21 protein-coding genes are annotated in these 19,038 nt (G+C 71.8%); 13 read left to right on the plus strand and 8 right to left on the minus strand.

The window, feature by feature from the left end:
• The 3 genes from G6039_RS21685 to G6039_RS21695 all read right to left on the minus strand — a co-directional run.
• Positions 1 to 1,285 (minus strand): serine/threonine-protein kinase (locus G6039_RS21685; RefSeq protein ID WP_241258861.1); only part of this gene is annotated, 1,285 nt, incomplete at its 3' end.
• A 113-nt stretch (positions 1,286 to 1,398) separates the two neighbouring features.
• Positions 1,399 to 3,003, minus strand: coding sequence for a phytoene desaturase family protein (locus tag G6039_RS21690; protein ID WP_006942985.1), 1,605 nt, complete (start codon positions 3,001 to 3,003; stop codon positions 1,399 to 1,401).
• A gap of 44 nt (positions 3,004 to 3,047) precedes the next feature.
• Positions 3,048 to 3,512 (minus strand): hypothetical protein, encoded by a 465-nt coding sequence (locus G6039_RS21695; protein ID WP_029541215.1) that lies wholly within the window; start codon positions 3,510 to 3,512, stop codon positions 3,048 to 3,050.
• 150 nt (positions 3,513 to 3,662) lie between these two features.
• Between G6039_RS21695 and G6039_RS21700 the strand changes: the two genes are divergently transcribed.
• On the plus strand, positions 3,663 to 4,451 hold the full coding sequence (locus G6039_RS21700; protein WP_043801617.1) for a nuclear transport factor 2 family protein: 789 nt from the start codon (positions 3,663 to 3,665) through the stop codon (positions 4,449 to 4,451).
• 5 nt (positions 4,452 to 4,456) lie between these two features.
• Here G6039_RS21700 and G6039_RS21705 read toward each other — a convergent pair whose 3' ends face one another.
• The 3 genes from G6039_RS21705 to G6039_RS21715 all read right to left on the minus strand — a co-directional run bounded on the left by G6039_RS21705 (position 4,457) and on the right by G6039_RS21715 (position 6,855).
• Positions 4,457 to 5,311: a hypothetical protein gene (locus G6039_RS21705; protein ID WP_029541220.1), complete on the minus strand. Its 855-nt coding sequence runs from the start codon at positions 5,309 to 5,311 to the stop codon at positions 4,457 to 4,459.
• Positions 5,312 to 5,372: 61 nt separating this feature from the next.
• The gene (locus G6039_RS21710) at positions 5,373 to 5,579 is read right to left on the minus strand and encodes a hypothetical protein (RefSeq protein ID WP_006942989.1); all 207 of its coding nucleotides are present in this window, start codon (positions 5,577 to 5,579) and stop codon (positions 5,373 to 5,375) included.
• Between the two features lie 91 nt (positions 5,580 to 5,670).
• Positions 5,671 to 6,855, minus strand: coding sequence for an Ig-like domain-containing protein (locus G6039_RS21715; RefSeq protein ID WP_043801620.1), 1,185 nt, complete (start codon positions 6,853 to 6,855; stop codon positions 5,671 to 5,673).
• 109 nt (positions 6,856 to 6,964) lie between these two features.
• Between G6039_RS21715 and G6039_RS21720 the strand changes: the two genes are divergently transcribed.
• The 3 genes from G6039_RS21720 to G6039_RS21730 are packed head-to-tail and all read left to right on the plus strand — an operon-like array spanning position 6,965 to position 10,265.
• Positions 6,965 to 7,702: a response regulator transcription factor gene (locus G6039_RS21720; RefSeq protein ID WP_170300357.1), complete on the plus strand. Its 738-nt coding sequence runs from the start codon at positions 6,965 to 6,967 to the stop codon at positions 7,700 to 7,702.
• Positions 7,699 to 9,108 (plus strand): sensor histidine kinase, encoded by a 1,410-nt coding sequence (locus tag G6039_RS21725; RefSeq protein WP_043801492.1) that lies wholly within the window; start codon positions 7,699 to 7,701, stop codon positions 9,106 to 9,108. The genes G6039_RS21720 and G6039_RS21725 overlap by 4 nt, the downstream gene beginning before the upstream one ends.
• Before the next feature lie 53 nt (positions 9,109 to 9,161).
• Positions 9,162 to 10,265 carry an alpha/beta fold hydrolase gene (locus G6039_RS21730; protein WP_043801495.1) on the plus strand — a complete coding sequence of 368 codons (1,104 nt, stop codon included), beginning with the start codon at positions 9,162 to 9,164 and terminating at the stop codon, positions 10,263 to 10,265.
• On the opposite strand, the gene G6039_RS21735 is transcribed toward G6039_RS21730, so the two are convergent.
• Positions 10,227 to 10,652, minus strand: a complete 426-nt coding sequence (locus G6039_RS21735) for an HIT family protein (RefSeq protein ID WP_029541228.1) — start codon at positions 10,650 to 10,652, stop codon at positions 10,227 to 10,229. The genes G6039_RS21730 and G6039_RS21735 overlap by 39 nt on opposite strands.
• Positions 10,653 to 10,705: 53 nt before the next feature.
• On the opposite strand from G6039_RS21735, the gene G6039_RS21740 reads away from it, so the two are divergent.
• The 7 genes from G6039_RS21740 (at position 10,706) to G6039_RS21770 (ending at position 17,199) form a co-directional block, all read left to right on the plus strand.
• Positions 10,706 to 11,368 carry a nucleoside/nucleotide kinase family protein gene (locus G6039_RS21740; protein ID WP_043801498.1) on the plus strand — a complete coding sequence of 221 codons (663 nt, stop codon included), beginning with the start codon at positions 10,706 to 10,708 and terminating at the stop codon, positions 11,366 to 11,368.
• A gap of 89 nt (positions 11,369 to 11,457) precedes the next feature.
• Positions 11,458 to 12,708: a phosphoribosylamine--glycine ligase gene (gene purD, locus G6039_RS21745; RefSeq protein WP_029541231.1), complete on the plus strand. Its 1,251-nt coding sequence runs from the start codon at positions 11,458 to 11,460 to the stop codon at positions 12,706 to 12,708.
• Positions 12,709 to 12,758: 50 nt separating this feature from the next.
• Positions 12,759 to 13,937 carry a pyridoxal phosphate-dependent aminotransferase gene (locus tag G6039_RS21750; protein WP_029541234.1) on the plus strand — a complete coding sequence of 393 codons (1,179 nt, stop codon included), beginning with the start codon at positions 12,759 to 12,761 and terminating at the stop codon, positions 13,935 to 13,937.
• 84 nt (positions 13,938 to 14,021) lie between these two features.
• A complete protein-coding gene (locus tag G6039_RS21755) occupies positions 14,022 to 14,639 on the plus strand; it encodes a TetR/AcrR family transcriptional regulator (protein WP_029541237.1) in 618 nt (205 codons plus the stop codon).
• A gap of 24 nt (positions 14,640 to 14,663) precedes the next feature.
• Complete coding sequence (gene purB / locus G6039_RS21760; protein ID WP_043801500.1) at positions 14,664 to 16,085, plus strand: adenylosuccinate lyase; 1,422 nt, start codon at positions 14,664 to 14,666, stop codon at positions 16,083 to 16,085.
• A gap of 110 nt (positions 16,086 to 16,195) precedes the next feature.
• Positions 16,196 to 16,774: a TetR/AcrR family transcriptional regulator gene (locus G6039_RS21765; protein WP_006931853.1), complete on the plus strand. Its 579-nt coding sequence runs from the start codon at positions 16,196 to 16,198 to the stop codon at positions 16,772 to 16,774.
• The gene (locus tag G6039_RS21770; RefSeq protein ID WP_006931860.1) at positions 16,771 to 17,199 is read left to right on the plus strand and encodes an HIT family protein; all 429 of its coding nucleotides are present in this window, start codon (positions 16,771 to 16,773) and stop codon (positions 17,197 to 17,199) included. Before G6039_RS21765 ends, G6039_RS21770 begins: the two co-directional genes overlap by 4 nt.
• A gap of 21 nt (positions 17,200 to 17,220) precedes the next feature.
• Here G6039_RS21770 and G6039_RS21775 read toward each other — a convergent pair whose 3' ends face one another.
• Positions 17,221 to 17,409 (minus strand): hypothetical protein, encoded by a 189-nt coding sequence (locus G6039_RS21775; RefSeq protein ID WP_029541253.1) that lies wholly within the window; start codon positions 17,407 to 17,409, stop codon positions 17,221 to 17,223.
• A gap of 43 nt (positions 17,410 to 17,452) precedes the next feature.
• On the opposite strand from G6039_RS21775, the gene G6039_RS31475 reads away from it, so the two are divergent.
• Entirely contained in the window at positions 17,453 to 17,716 is a 264-nt protein-coding gene (locus G6039_RS31475; RefSeq protein ID WP_080688605.1) for an adenosine-specific kinase, read from the plus strand.
• 59 nt (positions 17,717 to 17,775) lie between these two features.
• Complete coding sequence (locus G6039_RS21785) at positions 17,776 to 18,975, plus strand: EstA family serine hydrolase (protein ID WP_043801502.1); 1,200 nt, start codon at positions 17,776 to 17,778, stop codon at positions 18,973 to 18,975.
• Positions 18,976 to 19,038: the final 63 nt, after the last annotated feature.

The following is a 19,038-nucleotide window of genomic DNA, read 5'->3' on the forward strand; positions in this document are numbered from 1 at the left end:
TGCTGTTGTTTCCGCCGCCGTTTCCGTTGTCGTTGCTGGGCTTTTCGGGCTTGGGAGGCTTCTCCTCCGCCGGCGGTTGCGCCGGTGCCGGCGCCGGGGCCGGTACGGGAAGGGTGGTGAAGACGGGCCCGGTGTCCACGGCCGAGGGGGTGGGCGAACCCACGCTGCCGACCGGTGTCGGGGCGGTGGCGGGAACGCTGCTCGTCCCCGGCGTGGCGACCGGCGGTGTGTCGCCGCCCTGACCCCAGGCCAGCAGGAGGAGGGCGACCACCGCCGCGGCGGTGAGGCCGATTGCGAGCAGGATCCGGCGGCGACCGGAGTCGGGCGCCGCGTCGAACGTCGACAGCGTCGGGACGGGCGCCGGCACGGGCGGCCCGGCAACGGTGAACCCCCGGGTCGGCGCGTGGATCACCTCGGTCACCGGATCGGCGCGGTGCGGTTCCCGCAGTGCGGCCAGGTGCGGTTCCCGCAGTGTGGCCAGGTGCGGTTCCCGCAGTGCAGCGAGCATGTCCCGGGCGCTCCCGAAGCGGTGCTCCGGTTCGCGTGCCATCGCACGCTCGATCACGGCCACGAGTGCGGGGTCGACGTCCGGTCGCGCGGTGGCCAGCGGCGGCGGCCCCTGCGTGATCGCCCGCGCCAGGGCCAGCAGGTTGTCGTAGTCGTAGGGTTTCCGCCCGGTCAGCGCCTCGTACCCCACGGCCCCGGCGGCATACAGATCGTCCGTCACGCTCGCCGGTGTGCCGGAGAGCCGATCGGGGCTCAGGTAGGCGACGGTGCCGACGAGTTCACCGGTACGGGTGTAGTCCTCGCCGGCGCTCTTGGCGATACCGAAGTCGGTCACCTTCACCGTTCCGGTCTCGGTGAAGAGGATGTTGCCGGGCTTGATGTCGCGGTGGAGAATCCCGGCGTCGTGCGCCGCGGCGACCGCAGCCACCACGGCGATCAGTATCGCGCGCACCCGGTCCTCCGGCATCGGGCCGAGGGCGATCTCGTCGGCGAGGGTGCGGCCGGGCAGGCGTTCCATCACGATGTACGGAACTCCGGCGTCCTCACCGCTGTCGTGCACCGCGACGATGTGCGGATCGGTGAGGTTCGCCGCGGCTCGCGCCTCGGCTTCGAAGCGCCGGCGTACGTCGGGCTGGCGGCCGAACTCGCCGCGCAGCACCTTCACCGCGACGGGCCGCCCCAGCCGCGTGTCCCAGCCGTCGTGGATCTCGCCCATGCCGCCGCAGCCGAGCAGGCCGCGCAACTCGTAGCGGCCGGCGAGCAGTTCGGGAACGGGCATGGTTCCAACGCTAGTGCGGTGCCGGGGGTGGTACCAGGCAAGCCTCGCCGGACGGCCGTCGTCATGCGGTCCGAGTCGTGTGGCGCGGCGGGACGCCGCCGTCCCGTGACCGGTCAGGTGGGGGTGCCGGCCGCGGCCGCGCCGCATCCGGCTGCTGCGGCGTCCCGCAGGTCGTCGACGGATACTCCCGCGACTGCCGCTGCGGCGGCCACCCCACCGAACAGGGTGCCGACCAGCCCGTGCGACGGGCGCACCCCCGCACCGGCGTGGAACAGGCCCTCGACCGGTCCCGTCGCGCCGAGGCGGGTGAACGTCTGGCTCGGGGTGAACGCCGGGCCGTACGACACGCCGCCGGTGCAGCGCATGAAGCGTTCGTCGGTGACGGGAGTCCCCGTCTCCTCGTGGACGATGGCGTCGGCCAGGCCGGGAACCGTGCGTTCGGCCGACCTCACGAGCCGGTCGCGAAGCTCGCGTCGTCTCGCGTCGTAGCGCGCTGTCGAACCGCTTCCCGGTGTTATTCCCCACCAGGTGTGCTGTGCCGGGGCCGGGCCGATCAGCTGAACGTTGGTCTGCCCGGGCGCGCACAGCCGGGGGTTCTCCGGGTCGGCGAGGCTCGCGATCCACAGGCCGGCGGACGTGGACGAGGGAAGCTCACCCGCACGGAGCGCGGCGTACTCCGCATCGAAGTCGTCCGTGTCGGTGACGAGACGGGTCGCGTTCGGATAGCCCTCGGCGGCGAGGTCCCGGTCGAGAATCAGATAGACGACGGCGAGCGGCAGGGCCAGTTCGTAGCTGCGTACCCGCCGGAGGAGCCGGGAAGGCACACGATCCGGCGGCAGAAGCGACAGATACGTCTGCTGAATATCGACCGCCGACACGACCGCGGGGGCGAGAATCTCGCGTCCGGCCCCCGGAACGGTGTCGAGCGATGCGTCCTGTGTTCGTACGCCGCGAACTCTGCCGTCGTCGACGAGAATCCGGCTCACCTCCGTGCCGAGCAGTACGTCGCCACCATGGCCGCGCACCACCTCTGCCAGGCCCTCCGAGACGACCCGCGATCCGCCTTGCGGGTACGACAGGCCCTCGAGATAGGTGTGGATCATCCGGGCCGCCACCGGCAGCGACAGCCGCGACGGCGCCACGGCCAGACTGCCGGTCGTCCAGCCGAGAAGTGCGGTGGTGAGTTGCGGGGAGGCGTGCAGATGGCGCAGGTAGCCACCGGCGGTCGCGCGTCCGTAGCGCAGCAGGCCGCGTAGCCGCCACGGCAGCTGTGGCAGCTCACGCAGGTGCGGCCGCTCCGCGATCCGTCCCAGCTCCTCGGTGAGCAGCTCGACGGTGGTGAGGAATTCGTCGATCGTGTGACGCTCTGCCGGAAATGCCTCGTACAGAGTGGCTTTGAAGGCATCCATGCCCTTCGGGACCGCCAGTTCGCGGTCGCCGTTCAGCAGCCGGAACATTCCTGCGGGATCGAACTCCCGGAACGTCACGTCCACACCCAACGGTCCGAGTGCGTGTCGCACCGGCGCCTCGGAGGTGTAATGCAGCCCGATGTCGAACTCGTATCCGTCGTGGGTGAAGGCGGACATGTGCCCACCCGGCTGGTTGCGGGCGTCGGCCACCAGTACCCGGCGCCCGGCGGCCGCCAGATATGCCGCGGCCGTGAGCCCACCGGGTCCGGCCCCGATGACGATCACGTCGTAGTCGTAACGCTCTTCCATGCTGACCTCCGGATTGCGGGGAAATCGCCGGTTCGGGGCGCCGTTCAGTGGTGCCGGATCTCGCGGGTGGACGGGTGGCCCGCCACGTTGCGGACGAAGGTGACGAACGCGGCGACGATTCCGATGATGCTGCCCACGATTCCCAGTCCCAGCGCAATGCGCACCACGAGCGGCCAGTCGAACGAGGCGTCGCCGAAGTCGAACGGGAACACCTGCCAGATCCGCAGCAGCGCCAGCAGCGCGACCGCGGTGGTGACCACGTCTCCCAGCGCCTTGAACCAGACGGGATCCCACACGAAGTACAGGAGATTGGCGACCAGGCTCGCCAGGATCGAGGCATTGACGAAGCCGATGACCGACCGGGTGCCGTCGGTGAGGAATGGTACGGCTTCCCAGCCCGGCCACACGTTGGCGGCGTACAGCACCGCCGCATTGAGGAGCACCGCGACGAGATACCCGAATCGCCGGGCGGCGACCGGGGAGCGCGGACGGGTCGTGGTGGGTGTCATGGCGACCTCCCTCGGGCAGGACCGTCTTCCACGCTAGCCCCGGCGTCCGGATCCGCGTCAGGGAAGAAGGTCCCCGGCTGGCCGATGAGTTTGCCGTCGCTCGGCGGTCGGAACAGGTGCAGCATCGTTCGCAGCGGAGGAGTGAGCACCATGTTCGACCGTTCCCCAGCTTTTTCCGGCTTCGCCGTCGACGACGTTGCCGCGGCCGCGAAGTTCTACGGCGACGTCCTCGGCGTCTCCGTGTCCGAGGAGCACGGAATGCTCCACCTGCACCTCGACGGCGGCCGCGACACGTTGATCTATCCGAAGGAGGACCACACCCCGGCCACCTACACGATCCTCAACTTCCCGGTTCGCGACATCGAGAAGGCGGTGGACGAACTCGCCGCGCGCGGAATCCGGTTCGAGCGCTACGAGGGTGTCGACGGCAAGGGCATCTTCCGTCGGGTGGGCCCGCCGATCGCCTGGTTCCGGGACCCGGCGGGCAACATCCTCGCCGTCCTCGAGGTGGACGAGGCCCCGGCCGACGAACAGATCCGCGCGCTGATCGAGGAACACACCGCGGCCCGCAACGCCAAGGATGTCGATCGGCTCGCCGCGTGCTATATCCCCGGTGCGACGGTGTTCGATCTGGCGCCGCCGCTGCGCAAGTCCGCTCCCGACCCGCAGGCCTGGGCGTCGTGGTTCGCGGGGTTCGACGGCCCTCTCGACTGCGAAGTGCGGGATCTGCGCGTCGAGGCGGCCGGCGACGTCGCGTTCTGCCACGCGCTGTCGCGGCTGGGAGCGACACAGCTCGGTGGACCGCGATTCGACATGTGGTTCCGTGTCACGTTCGGTCTACGCCGCGTCGAGGGGTCGTGGCGGATCGCGCACGAGCACGAGTCCACCCCGTTCCATATGGACGGTTCCTTCCGGGCCGTCACGGACCTGCAGGAGTGACCGGCTCAGTCCGGTGGCTGCAGTTCGTGCCTGCCGCTGTTGCCCGTGCCGCCCGAGTTGCTGCGCAGCCACCGACCGGGCAGCTTGCCCGCGAGGTCGCCCAGTGGGCCCACCGCCCCGCGGAGCAGTTCGACGGTCTCCTGCAGCACGTCGATGCTGGTGCTCATCCGCAGGATGCTGGGGGTGAGCTGCGCCAGCGTCTCGGACAGCGACACGATCTGATCGAGCGGACCGCCCTTGGCGAGGAGGCGCTCGAGGGCGCCCTGTTCGGCGAGGAGGGTGTCCAGCACTCCACCCCGCTCGAGGGCCCGCTCGAGCAGGCCGCCGGGCTGGAGGGCGATGTCGACGATGCCGCCGGGGGCGGTGAGGCGTTCGACGGGCCCGCTCTCGGCGAGCAGGCGCTCGAGCGGGCCGCTGGGTGCGGTGAGACGGTCGAGGAGGCCGCCGTTCGACAGCAGGCGGTCCAGCGCCCCGTCCTCGGCGAGGATCTTCTCGAGCGGACCGCCGGGGGCGGTGACGCGGTCGAGGGCGCCGCCGGGCTCGAGGAGGCGGTCGAGGGGGCCGCCGGGTGCGGTGAGCCGGTCCACCGGCCCGCCGGGGGCGAGGAGGCGGTCCAGCGGTCCGTCGGGGCGCAGCGCCTGGCCGAGAGGACGGTCGTCGGCGGCGAGCACGGAGACCTGTTGCAGCAAGCCCAGCGGTCCCCGCGGATTCGCCACGCCGACCGCGCTCAACCCCGCGTACGTCCGGGGGGAAATCGCCAGGCGGACGGTGGCGATCGCGCCCTCCGCCACGCCCAGGGCCGAGTCCGCTGCGGCGAATCCGAGGCGGACGGGAAACGCGAGCGCGGACGCCAGACTCATGCCTGTCACTGTAACCGGCACAACAGTCCGGCTCGGCGGGACGAGCCGTTACCGAAGGTCGTCAGGAGACGCGGAGCGTTCCGACCCGTACGTACGTCTCGGTGCATCCGCAGCCGTGGGCGAGGTCGGAGCAGTCGACCACCAGCATGTGCCGCACGCGGGAGGTGTCGAAGCAGTCGGGTTCGGTGCATTCCACGGGCACCGTCGCGTGCACGACGAGGGTGCCGTGACAGTGGTCGAGATCGGATCGGCACGCCCGGCACGTCATGGGCGGGACCTCCTTCGCGGTGGCTGTCTTCGTCCCGTAATAGCATCACGCGCCGACAAGGTGGTGGACGTGCGGGGCGTGTTACGCCGGATCAGCGCCGCCTGCGCCGGGCGACGAGGGCGACGGCCAGCGCGCCGGCGATCACCCCGATCCCGGCTGCGACCCACCAGCCAGGTGTGCTGTCGGATCCGGGAACCGTCACGGCGACGGGTTCGGATGTCGCGCCCGCCGCGCCGGGCGCGCCCGAGTAGACCGCCGTGATCGTGTGGCTCCCGGCGCCGGAGACGCGGTGCTCGGTGGTGGCGCGGCCGTCGACGACCGCCACCGGTGGACCCAGGTCGGTGCCGCCGTCCCGGAACAGGATCGTGCCGCCGTCGACGTCCGGTGACACAGTCGCCGTGAGCGTGACGACCGTCCCGTCGTCGACCACGTCCGGGGCGTCGACGGTGACCGTGGCGGGCACCTCGGCGGTATCGGAGATGGTGATGGTCGCCAGCGGGCCGGCGCCGGCGTTGAGCGGACCGGTCATGGTGTCCCGCGGCGAGCAGCGGGTCGGTCCCCACTGGTTGGTGCCGAGGAACGTGGCCTGGGTGAGCGAGGTGTTGTAGTTGGCGTCGTCGTCGACCAGGCCCGCGGCACCGGCCGTGCGGAGCATCGGCGTGATCACGCCCGCGTCGCCCGCGATCATGGTCACCTCCACCGCCGGCAGCCGGAACCAGCTGTCGCCGACGGGGCTGGGGGAGCCGTCGAGCTGCAGCTGCGTCTTCGGCGCCCGGATCCCGGCCTCGCTGTCGGCACCGGACATGGGGCTGTTGCCGATGACCTCGTTGTTTCCGGACAGGCGCAGGATCGCGCCCGCCGGGTCGGGGACGCCGTCCTCGTTCACCCGCAGCACACCGGGCGGCACGTTGTCCAGGTTGAAGGCGGTGCCGGGTACGACAGCGGCGTCGACGAACGTCGCGTTGGCGGGAATGGCGAAGTCGTTCTTCAGGCGGGAGACGCTGCGGGTGGTGGCGCCGCGGCTCGAGTCGGGGTACGCGACGGGCGCCGTCTGGATGCGGTAGGTGAACCGCTCGCCGGGACGAACCCGGGCGGGCGCGTCCACCGTGGCCGACGACCCGAGCAGCTCGTCGACGTCGATCACCGACCGCACCCGGCACGCGATGCCGAACGAGACCTCGACCTCCTCCGCGGCCGCGGGCGGGCAGACCGCGATCAGGGACACGGCGACGGCTGCGGCCGACGCCGCCCCGCGGCGCACCCACTTCGGCGACACGGCGGCTCCTCCCGGTGCGGACACGTCCATGATCCCCGATCGCCGTACTCCGACGGCCCGAATTCGGCAGGGCCGGCATACAGGAAGTTCCCAGGATTCTCGCAGCGGCATGCCAGAGCCCTCCGGGAGAATCGACGCCGTGACCGACAAGACCCCCGAAGCGCGGATCCTGATCGTCGACGACGAGCCGAGCATCGTCGAACTGCTCTCGGTGAGCCTGAAGTTCCAGGGTTTCGAGGTCGAGACGGCGGGAAACGGCGCCGAGGGACTCGACCGGGCCCGGGCCTTCCGGCCGGACGCGGTGATCCTCGACGTCATGATGCCCGGGATGGACGGGTTCGGGATGCTGCGCCGGCTCCGGGCCGACGGTTCGGACGCGCCGGTGTTGTTCCTGACGGCGAAGGACGCCGTGGAGGACAAGGTGTCCGGCCTGACCCTGGGTGCGGACGACTACGTCACCAAGCCGTTCAGCCTCGAGGAGGTCATCGCCCGGCTGCGGGTGATCCTGCGGCGGGCCGGCAAGGTGTCCGAGGACGAACGCTCGTCCCGCATCACCTTCGCCGACATCGAACTCGACGACGACACCCACGAGGTGTGGAAGGCCGGCAGGCCGGTGTCGCTCTCACCCACCGAGTTCACCCTGCTGCGGCACTTCATGGTCAACGCGGGCACGGTGCTCAGCAAGCCGCGGATCCTCGACCACGTGTGGAGCTACGACTTCGGCGGGGAGGTCGGCGTCGTGGAGTCGTACGTCTCCTACCTCCGCCGCAAGGTCGACACCGGGGACAAGCCGCTGATCCACACCCTGCGCGGGGTCGGGTACGTCATGCGGGAACCCCGCGAGTGAGCCGCATGCGGGCGCTGCCGCTGCGGTTGGCGCTGGTCGCGGCGCTGGTGTCGTTGTCGGGGCTGGGGCTGCTGGCGTCCGGGGTGGCGGTGACGTCCGCGTTGCAGGGTTCGCTCCTCGCCCGCACCGATCAGGATCTGCACACCGCGGCGCAGACGTGGGCCAAGCCCCCCGGTGCCGGCCGCGAGCTGCCGCCGCCGGACGCCCCGAGTTCGAATCGCCCGCCGAGCCCGTTCTATGTGCGGGTCGTCGACCCCGACGGGGTCGAGCGGTTCGTCGTCAACGACGAGTCCACGTCGCCGGCGCTGCCCGGCGAGCCGGCGGGGGAGCCGGTGACCGTGGGTTCCGTCGACGGTTCCGACGTGCGCTGGCGGGTGGTGTCGACCCGCAGCACCGCGGGCATCGTGACCACCGTCGGGGTCACGCTGACCTCGATCGAGGAGACCGTGGATCGGCTCGTCGTGCTGCAGGTCGGCATCGGCGCCGCGGTGCTGCTCGTTCTCGGGGTGGCCGGCTACTTCGTGGTGCGGCGCAGCCTGCGGCCCCTGGTGGAGGTCGAGCGCACCGCCGTGGCGATCGCGGGCGGGGATCTGCACCGGCGGGTTCCCGAACGGGATCCGCGCACCGAGGTCGGCCGGCTGTCGGTGGCGCTGAACGTCATGCTCAGCCAGATCCAGGCGGCGTTCGCGGCGACGGCGTCGTCGGAGGAATCCGCGCGCAGATCCGAGGAGAGGATGCGACGGTTCGTCGCCGACGCCAGCCACGAGCTGCGCACCCCGCTCACCACGATCCGAGGATTCGCCGAGCTCTACCGTCAGGGCGCGAGCAGCGACACCGCGATGCTGATGGACCGCATCGAGAGCGAGTCCCGGCGCATGGGGATCCTCGTCGAGGATCTGCTCATGCTGGCCCGCCTCGACGCGCAGCGGCCGCTCGAGCGGAAGCCGGTGGACCTGCTGGCCCTGGCCGCCGACGCGGTGCACGATGCGCGGGCCGTCGCGCCCGATCGCGCCGTCGGGCTCGAGGTGTTCGACGGTCCCGGTACCCCGGAGGTGCTCGGCGACGACGCGCGGCTGCGGCAGGTCCTCGGCAATCTCGTCACCAACGCCCTCACCCATACCCCGGCCGACGCCCGCATCACCGTACGGGTGGGCACGATCGGATCCGATGCGGTGCTCGAGGTTCTCGACACCGGCCCCGGCCTGAGCGAGGCCGACCGTGCCCGGGTCTTCGAGCGGTTCTATCGCGCCGACACGTCGCGCACCCGATCGTCGGGCGGCAGCGGTCTCGGACTGTCGATCGTCGCGGCGCTGGTGGCGGCCCACGGCGGCCGCGTGGAGGTGGAGTCGGCCGTGGGCGCCGGTTCCACGTTCCGGGTGCTCATCCCGCGGATGCCGGTGGAGTGACGATCCGGCCCTCGGCTACGGTGACGTAACTGACTTTCGAGTAAGGAGACGTCGTGGGACTGTCGGGGACGGCGCAGCGCGCCCTGCGCAACGCCTGGGCGCTGTTCGTCGGCGACGGAATCGAACCGCCGCACGCCACCGCGTCGGCCGTCGTCGCCGACGGACCGCACCGTACCCTGCGCCGCTACGGCGAGCCCGACGCGGGTGCCCCCGTCCTGCTCGTGCCCCCGCTCGCCGCGCCCGCACGCTGCTACGACCTGCGGCCCGGGCAGAGCCTCGTGCAGCACCTCGTCGACGCCGGCCGCAGCGTCCACGTCCTCGACTTCGGCACCATGGACCGTTCCGACCGGCATCTCGGCTTCGAGCACTGGGTCGACGACATCGTGCCCGAGGCGATCGCGCGGGTCTCCGAACTGTGCGGCGGCCGCGACGTCGACCTGGGCGCCTGGAGCCTCGGTGGGACCCTGTGCCTGCTCACCGCGGCCGCCCACCCCGGGCTGCCGATCCGCTCGATCACCGCGTTCGGCACGCCGATCGACTACGCGCGCATCCCCTTCCTGGGGCCGGCCCGCCACCTCGGACGCGCCCTGGGCGAGCCCGCCCTCACCGCCGTGACCCACCTGCTCGGCGGCGTGCCCGCCCCGCTGGTGCAGATCGGCTACCGGGCCACCGCCCTCGAACGCGAACTGACCCGGCCGTGGTTCGTCGCCTGCAACCTCGCCGACGCCGACACCCTGGCCCGGATGGAGGCGATCGACCGGTTCCAGGCCGACATGCCCGGCTACCCCGGCAGGCTGTTCCATCAGATGGCGATGCGCATCACGGTCGCGAACGATCTCGCGACGGGCCGGGTCCGCTTCGACGACCGGACGATCGACCTCGCCGACGTCTCCGTGCCCGTGCTCGCACTCGGCGGCAGCGACGACGTGCTCGCGCCCGTCCCGGCGGTCGAGGCGATCCGCCGGGTGCTGCCCGGCTCGCCCCACGTGCGGTTCGAGGTCGTGCCCGGCAGTCACCTCGGGCTGCTCGCCGGCCTCACCGCCCGCGGCACGTCGTGGGCGCACTTCACCGCGTTCCTCGACGACCCGTCGGCGCCGGTGCCGACGGGTCCCGGCGCGTCAGTCGGGGACGTTGTCCGCGTACCCGAGTTCTCGTAGCGCGGCCTTCAGCTTCGCCTGCGCCTCGTCGAGCGACTCCGGCGACGGGTCCTTCTCGGCCTTGCTGATGTCGAAGTCGCCGAGGTCGTACGCCGGGAAGACGTGCAGGTGCAGGTGCGGCACCTCGAGGCCCGCGACGAGCAGGCCCGCGCGCGGCGCGTCGAACGCCGAGCACACCGCCCGGCCCATGATGCGGGCGACGTCGCCGACCTTGCCCCACACGTCGGCGTCGACGCTCTGCCAGTGGTCCACCTCCTGACGCGGCACCACGAGCACGTGGCCCTGGTTCACGGGGTTGATGGTCAGGAAGACGACGACGTCGTCGTCCTGCCACACGAACCGGCCCGGCAGGTCGCCGGCGATGATCATGCTGAACACGGAAGCCATACCGGGGAGAATAGGCGGACCGCCGCGCGCGCCGCCTCTCGTATCCTCGTCGCATGTCGTCGCCGCAGCCGCCCCGGACGGGCCCGCTGCGCGCGCTCGTCGCCGACCTGATCGACCGGCACCTGCGCATCGTCGCGGCGGGGGAGCGGCGCGTGGTCGGGCTCTGCGGGCCACCCGGCGCCGGCAAGAGCACCGCCGCCGACCTGCTCGTCGGCCTCCTCCGCGACGCGGGCATACCCGCCGCGGCCGCGCCGATGGACGGCTTCCACCTGTCGAACCACCGGCTCGACGCCCGCGGCACCCGATCCCGTAAGGGTGCGCCGGAGACGTTCGACGTCGCCGGGTTCGCGGCGCTGCTGCGCCGCATCCGCGACGACCGCACGGAGACCGTCCACGCCCCCGAGTACTCGCGCCGCCTCCACGAACCGATCGCCGCGTTCCACGAGATCACCCCCGAGACCCGCGTCGTCGTCACCGAGGGCAACTACCTGCTCCTCGGCGACGGCGGGTGGGAGCGGATCCGCCCGCTGCTCGACCTCGTCGTCTACCTCGACGCACCGGGCGACGAGCTCGCCGCCCGGCTCATCCGGCGCCATCGGGCCACCGGATCCACCGCCGAGCAGGCCGCCGAGTGGGTCCGCACGGTGGATCTGCCCAACGCGCGCACCGTCGCGCAGACCCGCGACCGCGCCGACCTCGTGTGGTGCCCGGTGTGAGGGGAACGACCGAGGCGCGGGAGCGGCCCGCTGGAGCCGCGCGGATGCGTCGGTCCGAGGCCCCGGACCGGTCCCGTAACCTGTGCTGCGTGCGCGTACTCGTTATCGGCTCCGGTGCCCGTGAACATGCCCTCGTCCTGGCCCTGACCCGCGATCCCGGCGTGACGGCCGTGCTGGCAGCCCCCGGCAACGCCGGCATCGGCCGGATCGCCGAGCAGTTCCCGGTCGACGCCGCCTCCGCCGAGGAGGTCGTCGCGCTCGCGAAGGAACAGAACGTCGACCTCGTGGTCATCGGCCCGGAGGTTCCGCTCGTCCTCGGTGTCGCCGACGCCGTCCGCGCCGCGGGCATCGCCTGCTTCGGCCCGTCCGCCGCGGCCGCCCGCATCGAGGGCTCGAAGGCCTTCGCCAAGGACGTCATGCAGACCGCCGGGGTCCGCACCGCGCACAGCGAGGTCGTCGACAATCCGGCCGAGCTCGACGAGAAGCTCGACCGCTTCGGACCCACCTGGGTGGTCAAGGACGACGGGCTCGCCGCCGGCAAGGGCGTCGTCGTCACCACCGACCGGGCCGCCGCCCGCGACCACGCGGCGGAGATCCTCGAGAACGGGCACCCGGTGCTGCTCGAATCGTTCCTCGACGGCCCCGAGGTCTCGCTGTTCTGCCTCGTCGACGGCGAGACCGTGGTGCCGCTGCTGCCCGCGCAGGACCACAAGCGTGTCGGCGACGGCGATACCGGCCCCAACACCGGCGGCATGGGCGCCTACACGCCGCTGCCGTGGCTGCCCGAAGGCATGGTCGACACGATCGTCGAGGACGTCGTCCGGCCCGTCGCCGCCGAGATGGTCCGCCGCGGATGCGGCTTCTCGGGCCTGCTCTACGCGGGCCTGGCCATCGGCAAGGACGGCCCGGCCGTCGTCGAATTCAACTGCCGCTTCGGCGATCCCGAAACCCAAGCCGTGCTCGCCCTGCTCGAGTCGCCGCTCGGGGAGGCGCTGAACGCGGTCGCGACCGGCACCCTGGCCGAGCTGCCGCCGCTGCGCTGGCGCGACGGCGCCGCCGTCACCGTGGTGCTGGCCGCCGAGTACTACCCGGCCAGCCCGCGCACGGGCGACGTCATCACCGGGGCCGACGCCGACGGGGTCCTCCACGCCGGCACCAGGCTCGCCGACGGATCGCTGGTCTCCGCCGGCGGTCGCGTGCTCAGCATCGTCGGCACCGGCGCCGACCTGACCGCCGCCCGCGACGAGGCCTACGCCACGCTCGCCGGCATCAAGCTGCCGGGGGGGCACTTCCGCAAGGACATCGGCCTCGCCGCCGTCGAGGGCCGGATCACCGTCTGACCGTCCCCGGCCGCCGGTCGCGCCCGGGCCCGCGACTACCGTCTGGTGACGTGCGGAGCGAATCGCAGCGATCCCGGATCCAGACCTTCCACGTCATGGACGTGTGGAAGGCCGCCACCGAGCGGCAGCGCACCCACGGCGACGTGCTGAGCCTGGCGGCGGGTCAGCCGTCCACGCCGGCACCCGCCCCGGTGCTGCGCGCCACCCACCGCGCGCTCGACGACGAGCTGCTCGGCTACACCGAGACGTTCGGGATCCTGCCGCTGCGCGCGGCGATCGCGGGCTACCACCGCGACCGCTACGGCATCGACGCCGACGCCGACGACGTGGTCGTCACCACCGGATCCTCCGGGGCGTTCACCCTGCTGTTCCTGGCCGCCTTCGACGTCGGCGACACGGTCGTCGTCGCCCGGCCCGGCTACCCCGCCTACCGCAACACCCTCGCCGCGCTCGGCTGCACGGTCGTCGAGCTGGACTGCGGGCCGCACACCCGCTACCAGCCGACCGTCGAGATGCTCGAGGCCCTCGACGGTCCGATCGCCGGACTCGTCGTCGCCAGCCCCGCCAACCCGACCGGCACCATGATCGAACCGGCCGAGCTGGCCGCGCTGGCCCGCTGGTGCGACGACCACGGCGCGCTGCTCATCTCCGACGAGATCTACCACGGCATCGAGTTCGGAACGCACGGTGCGCCCGCGACGAGCTGCGCGTGGGAGACCTCCCGCGAAGCCGTGGTGATCGGCTCCGTGTCCAAGTACTTCTCGATGACGGGATGGCGGCTCGGCTGGATGCTCGTGCCGGAGGGACTGCGCCCGCCGCTGCAGCGGCTGGCCTCCAACATGACGGTGTGCCCGCCGACGATCTCCCAGTACGCGGCCGTCGACGCGTTCGGCGCGGAGGCCCGGGCCGAACTCGACGGCCACGTCGCGCGGTACGCGGCCAACCGCGAGCTGCTGCTCCGGGGCCTGCCGGAGCTGGGGATCACCGAGCTTGCGCCCGCCGACGGCGCCTTCTACGTCTACGCCGACATCGGTCACCTGCTCCCGGCCGGCGAGAACTCCACCCGCTGGTGCGCCCGGCTGCTGCAGGAGACCGGAGTGGCGCTCGCGCCCGGCGTCGACTTCGACACCGTGCACGGCGACCGGACCGTCCGGCTGTCCTTCGCCGGTTCCACCGCGGACGTGCGGGCGGCGCTGGAACGGCTGCGCGCCTGGTTGCCCACACCGTGACGAAACCCGACAGATAGGTCCTACCTGCGAGTATTCGGGCCGTTTCCCTCAGGCGTGACCACCGGGACTGGCACCATGACAAAGGTGTCGATCGCAGCCACCCCGAAGGGCGAACGGCGCCGCCAGGCGCTCGTCGAGGCGGCGGCCGACCTGATCCTCGAGGGCGGGATCGATGCCGTCCGGCACCGCGCCGTCGCGCACCGCGCCGGACTTCCGCTCGCCTCGACCACCTACTACTTCCATTCCCTCGACGACCTGATCGCGAGCGCGGTGCAGCACAACGGGCGGCGCGAGCTCGACGCGATGCGCTCGCGGGTGCAGTGCGTCCCGCCGAGCGACCGCAGCCCCGAGTCCACCGCGGACCTGATCGTCGACCTGCTCGTCGGCCCCGGCGGGGTCGGCGAGATCGAACGCGAGCGCCTCATCGCCCGCTACGAACGGTGCGTCGCCACCGCCCGGCACCCCGAACTGCGCGACGTCCAGCATGAGTTGCGCGTGCAGATCGATCAGCTGCTCACGGACCTGCTGCAGCGGTGCGGGCGCTCGGTGCACGAGCCGCAGTTGCGGCGGCTCGTCGCGGTCGTCGACGGGGCCGTGCTCGGCGCGCTCGGCGATCTCGAGCCCGATCCGCGGGCCCTCGCGCGGGGCATCCTGCCCGACGTCGTGGAGCGGGTGGCACCGCCTGCCGAACAGGAGGCGTGACGGGGCGCCGTAAACTGATGTCCTGTGAGTCGCATCCCGAACGTTCTTGCCACCCGTTATGCCAGCCCGGACCTGACAGCGCTGTGGTCGCCGGAGCACAAGATCGTGCTCGAGCGCCAGCTGTGGCTGGCGGTCCTCCGGGCGCAGGCGGAACTCGGGATCGACGTCCCGCAGGAGGCCCTGGCCGACTACGAGCGGGTGCTCGAGCAGGTCGACCTCGAGTCGATCGCGGCCCGCGAGCGCGTCACCCGCCACGACGTGAAGGCCCGCATCGAGGAGTTCAACGCCCTCGCCGGCCACGAGCACGTGCACAAGGGCATGACCAGCCGCGACCTCACCGAGAACGTCGAACAGCTGCAGATCCTGCGCTCCCTCGAGCACGTGCACGCCCACGGCGTCGCGATCGCCGCGCGGCTGGCCGACCGCGCCGCCGAGTACTCGGCGCTGGTGATGGCGGGCCGGTCGCACAACGTCGCCGCGCAGGCCACCACCCTCGGCAAGCGGTTCGCGTCCGCCGCCGACGAGCTGCTCATCGCGCTCACCCGGTTGCGCGAGCTGATCGCCCGGTACCCGCTGCGCGGCATCAAGGGCCCCATGGGCACCGCGCAGGACATGCTGGACCTGCTCGGCGGCGACGCCGGCAAGCTCGCGCGTCTCGAGGCGACGGTCGCCGAGCACCTCGGGTTCGCGAACGTGCTCACCAGCGTCGGTCAGGTCTATCCGCGCTCGCTGGACCACGACGTGCTCTCCGCGCTCGTGCAGGTCGCGGCCGGGCCGTCGTCGTTCGCGCACACCGTCCGCCTGATGGCCGGGCACGAGCTCGTCACCGAGGGCTTCCAGCCGGGCCAGGTCGGCTCGTCCGCGATGCCGCACAAGATGAACACCCGTTCCTGCGAGCGTGTCAACGGCCTGCAGGTGGTGCTGCGCGGGTATGCGTCGATGGCCGCCGAGCTCGCCGGCGCGCAGTGGAACGAGGGCGACGTGTTCTGCTCGGTCGTGCGGCGCGTCGCACTGCCCGACGCCTTCTTCGCCCTCGACGGCCTGATGGAGACGTTCCTGACGGTCCTCGCCGAGTTCGGCGCGTACCCGGCGGTGATCGAGAAGGAGCTCAACCGCTACCTGCCGTTCCTGGCCACCACCAAGGTGCTCATGGCGGCGGTGCGCGCGGGCGTGGGCCGCGAGACGGCCCACGAGGTCATCAAGGAGCATGCGGTCGCCGTGGCGCTGGCGATGCGCGAGCAGGGCCGCGAGCCGGACCTGCTGGACCGGCTGGCCGCCGACGAGCGGCTGCCACTGGATCGAGCGGCTCTCGACGCCGCGCTGGCCGACCGGTCGGCGTTCGTCGGGGCCGCGGAGGCGCAGGTCGCCACCGTCGTTGCGGCGGTGCAGGACCTCGTCGAGCAGTACCCGGACGCCGCGAAGTACACGCCGGCGCCGATCCTGTAGGGATCGTCCGGAACGGGCTGCCGGGGGATTTGTCAGATGGGGGTAGCCGAAGTGCAGGGGAGAAGATGTTGGCTGGGAAGCCGGGTAATGCCGTACGAATTCGGGATGCGGTGCGGACACGAGCCGCGCTGCTCGACGCCGCGACGGAGGTCTTCCTCCGCGACGGATACGCCGCGGCGGCGACCGAGGAGATCGTCGCTGTCGCGGGCGTGACCCGCGGGGCGCTCTACCACCACTTCGCGAACAAGCGGGACCTGTTCCGCGGCGTCGTGGAACGGATGCAGGTGGAGACCGAGGAGACGCTCGCGGCGATCGAGGGGAACGATCCGTGGGACTCGTTCACCGCGGCGGTGCTCGCCTCGCTCGACGTCGTGTACGACCCGGCGATCCGCCGATTGCTGCTCATCGAGGCTCCCGCGGTGCTGGGCTGGGCGGAGGTGCGGGAGGGGCACCGCAAGAACACCATCATGATCACCGAGCGCGCGCTGCGGGCCATCGCGCGGCGCAGCGGTGAGCCGGCCCCGCAGTCGTCGGCGCTGGCGCACATGATCGTCGCGGCCGTCGAGGAGGCCATGCTCTACCTCGCCCACAGCGACGACCCGGTCCGCGAACGGCCGGAGGTGCAGGCGCAGCTGCTGCAGCTCCTCGAGGGCGTCCGGCGGCCGGCACCCGTCCAGGAGAGTGCGTGAGCGACTGCGTGTTCTGCGCGATCGTCGCCGGCACCGCGCCGGCGAGCATCGTGCTGGACGAACCGGACGTGTTGGCGTTCATGGACATTCGCCCGTTCACACCGGGACACCTGCTGGTGATCCCGAAGCGTCACGCGTCCGGTCTCGCGCACCTCGATCCGCAGGACGGCGCGCGGGTGTTCGACGCGGGCCGGCGCATCGCCACCGCACTGCGCGCGAGTTCGCTCCCGATCGAGGGGGTCAACCTCTTCCTGGCCGACGGCGTCGCCGCCGGCCAGGAGGTGTTCCACGTGCACCTGCACGTCGTTCCGCGGCGTCGCGGCGACGGGTTCGGGCTGCGGGCGGTGCCGCGCACGCCGAACCGCACCGTACTCGACGGGACCGCCGAGACGATCCGCGCGGCGCTGAGTGTGGGTTCCGATTGAGGCCGGGTGAATCCTCCGGACTCACCCGGCCAGATCGTCCGGGCCCACTTCGTCGTCACGCCACGCCGACGCGCTGACGCCCTGGCCCGACCGCAGCCACAGGATGCCAACGGTCAGGGCCGAGGCGAGCGAGCCGACGAGGACGACAGCGCGGCCGGAACGTCCGCGCCTGCGGAGCCGGCTCACCGGGGAACGGGAGGAATCGGTCACCGCACCATCCTCCCTCATCCCTGATGCGGCGGACATGTGCCCGATGGGCGCCTGCCCCGGCCGGCGACTGCATTGCCCTCGTCTCCCGGGCGCGGGAGACTGTCTGTGGACGGCGACCCGGCGAGTCGCAGGCGTTCGAGGAGGCGGTCGTGGAGTTGCAGATCGCGGCGGTCGACGAGCCGGACGACATGAACGTCGTCGGGAGATCGCCGGGATGATCGACGGGCGGCCGCCTGCCCGCGTGGAGTCGAGTTCCGACGTCGCCGACCGTAAAGCCCTGCTGCGCACGATCGGCTACAAGCTGTGAGCGGCCCCGTGCCGGACCGTCGGTAACCGGGTGCCGAGCCCGCGCGAGAGGAGACGACCGTGTCCGCTCGAAAGTCCGTACATCCGGGGATTCACGGATACGCGCGCAGCGACTTCGCGGCCGTACGGCAGGCGTTCGCCGAGAACTTCGCCCGCCGTGGGGAGTTGGGCGCTGCCTGCTGCGTCTACTACCGCGGCGAGAAGGTGGTCGATCTGTGGGGCGGGGTACGGGACAAGGCGACCGGCGAATCCTGGGAACGGGACACCATGACGCTGGTGTTCTCCGCCACGAAGGGGATGGCCGCCATGACCGTCGCGCTGGCCCATTCCCGTGGATGGCTCGATTTCGACGAGCGCGTCTGCACCTACTGGCCCGAGTTCGCGCAGAACGGCAAGGAACGGATCACCGTCCGCCAACTGCTGGCCCACCAGGCCGGGCTGTTCGGTTTCGACGAGCCGGTGGATGTCGGGGTCATCGCCGATCCGGACCGGCTGGCCGCGATCATGGCTCGCCAGAGACCGGAGTGGGAGCCGGGGGCGCGGCAGGCCTACCACGCGATCAGCCTCGGCTTCTATCAGGGTGAACTCGTTCGCCGGGTCGACCCGCAGCACCGCACGCTGGGGCAGGTCTTCCAGGACGAGATCGCGACCCCGCTGGGGCTGGAGTTCTACATCCGTCTCCCGGCCTCCGTTCCCGACGCCCGACTTGCCCCGCTGGTGATGCGGAACCCCTTCCTGAACCTCGCTGAGCTGTCGCCGCGGCTGTTTCCGGCGTTCCTGAACAAGCGGTCGGTGTTCTACCGCTCGCTGGTCGCCAACCCGGGAACGCTCGTGGCAATGGACGCGGACACGATCTACGCACGCGATCTGGAGGCACCGTCCGGCGGAGGCGTGGGCACGGCACGCGCCCTGGCGCACGCCTACGGCGTCCTGGCCGCCGGCGGTGCGGAACTCGGCATGCGCCCGGACACGCTGCACGAACTGACGGCCCCGCCGGTGCCGCCCCGGAACGGATTCCACGACGCGTGCATGCTCGGGGACATCCGGTTCTCCCTCGGTTTCATGCGCCCGAGTCCCGACTGGTCTTTCGGCGGGCCCCGGTCGTTCGGCGCGCCCGGTGCCGGCGGCTCCTTCGGCTACGCCGATCCGGATGCCGGGATCGGCTACGGCTACGTCTGCAACCGCATGGGCAAGTCTCGAAACGATCCGCGCGACGTCGCTTTACGTGCCGCGATGACCCGCGCCGTAACGTCGACCTGAGCCGGGGCGGTCGCGTACCCGGCCCCGGGGGGAATCGATCGAAAGACCCCTCCGGACAAGGTG

It is taken from the genome of Rhodococcus aetherivorans (assembly GCF_011058165.1).
GTDB classification, from domain to species: Bacteria; Actinomycetota; Actinomycetes; order Mycobacteriales; family Mycobacteriaceae; genus Rhodococcus; species Rhodococcus aetherivorans.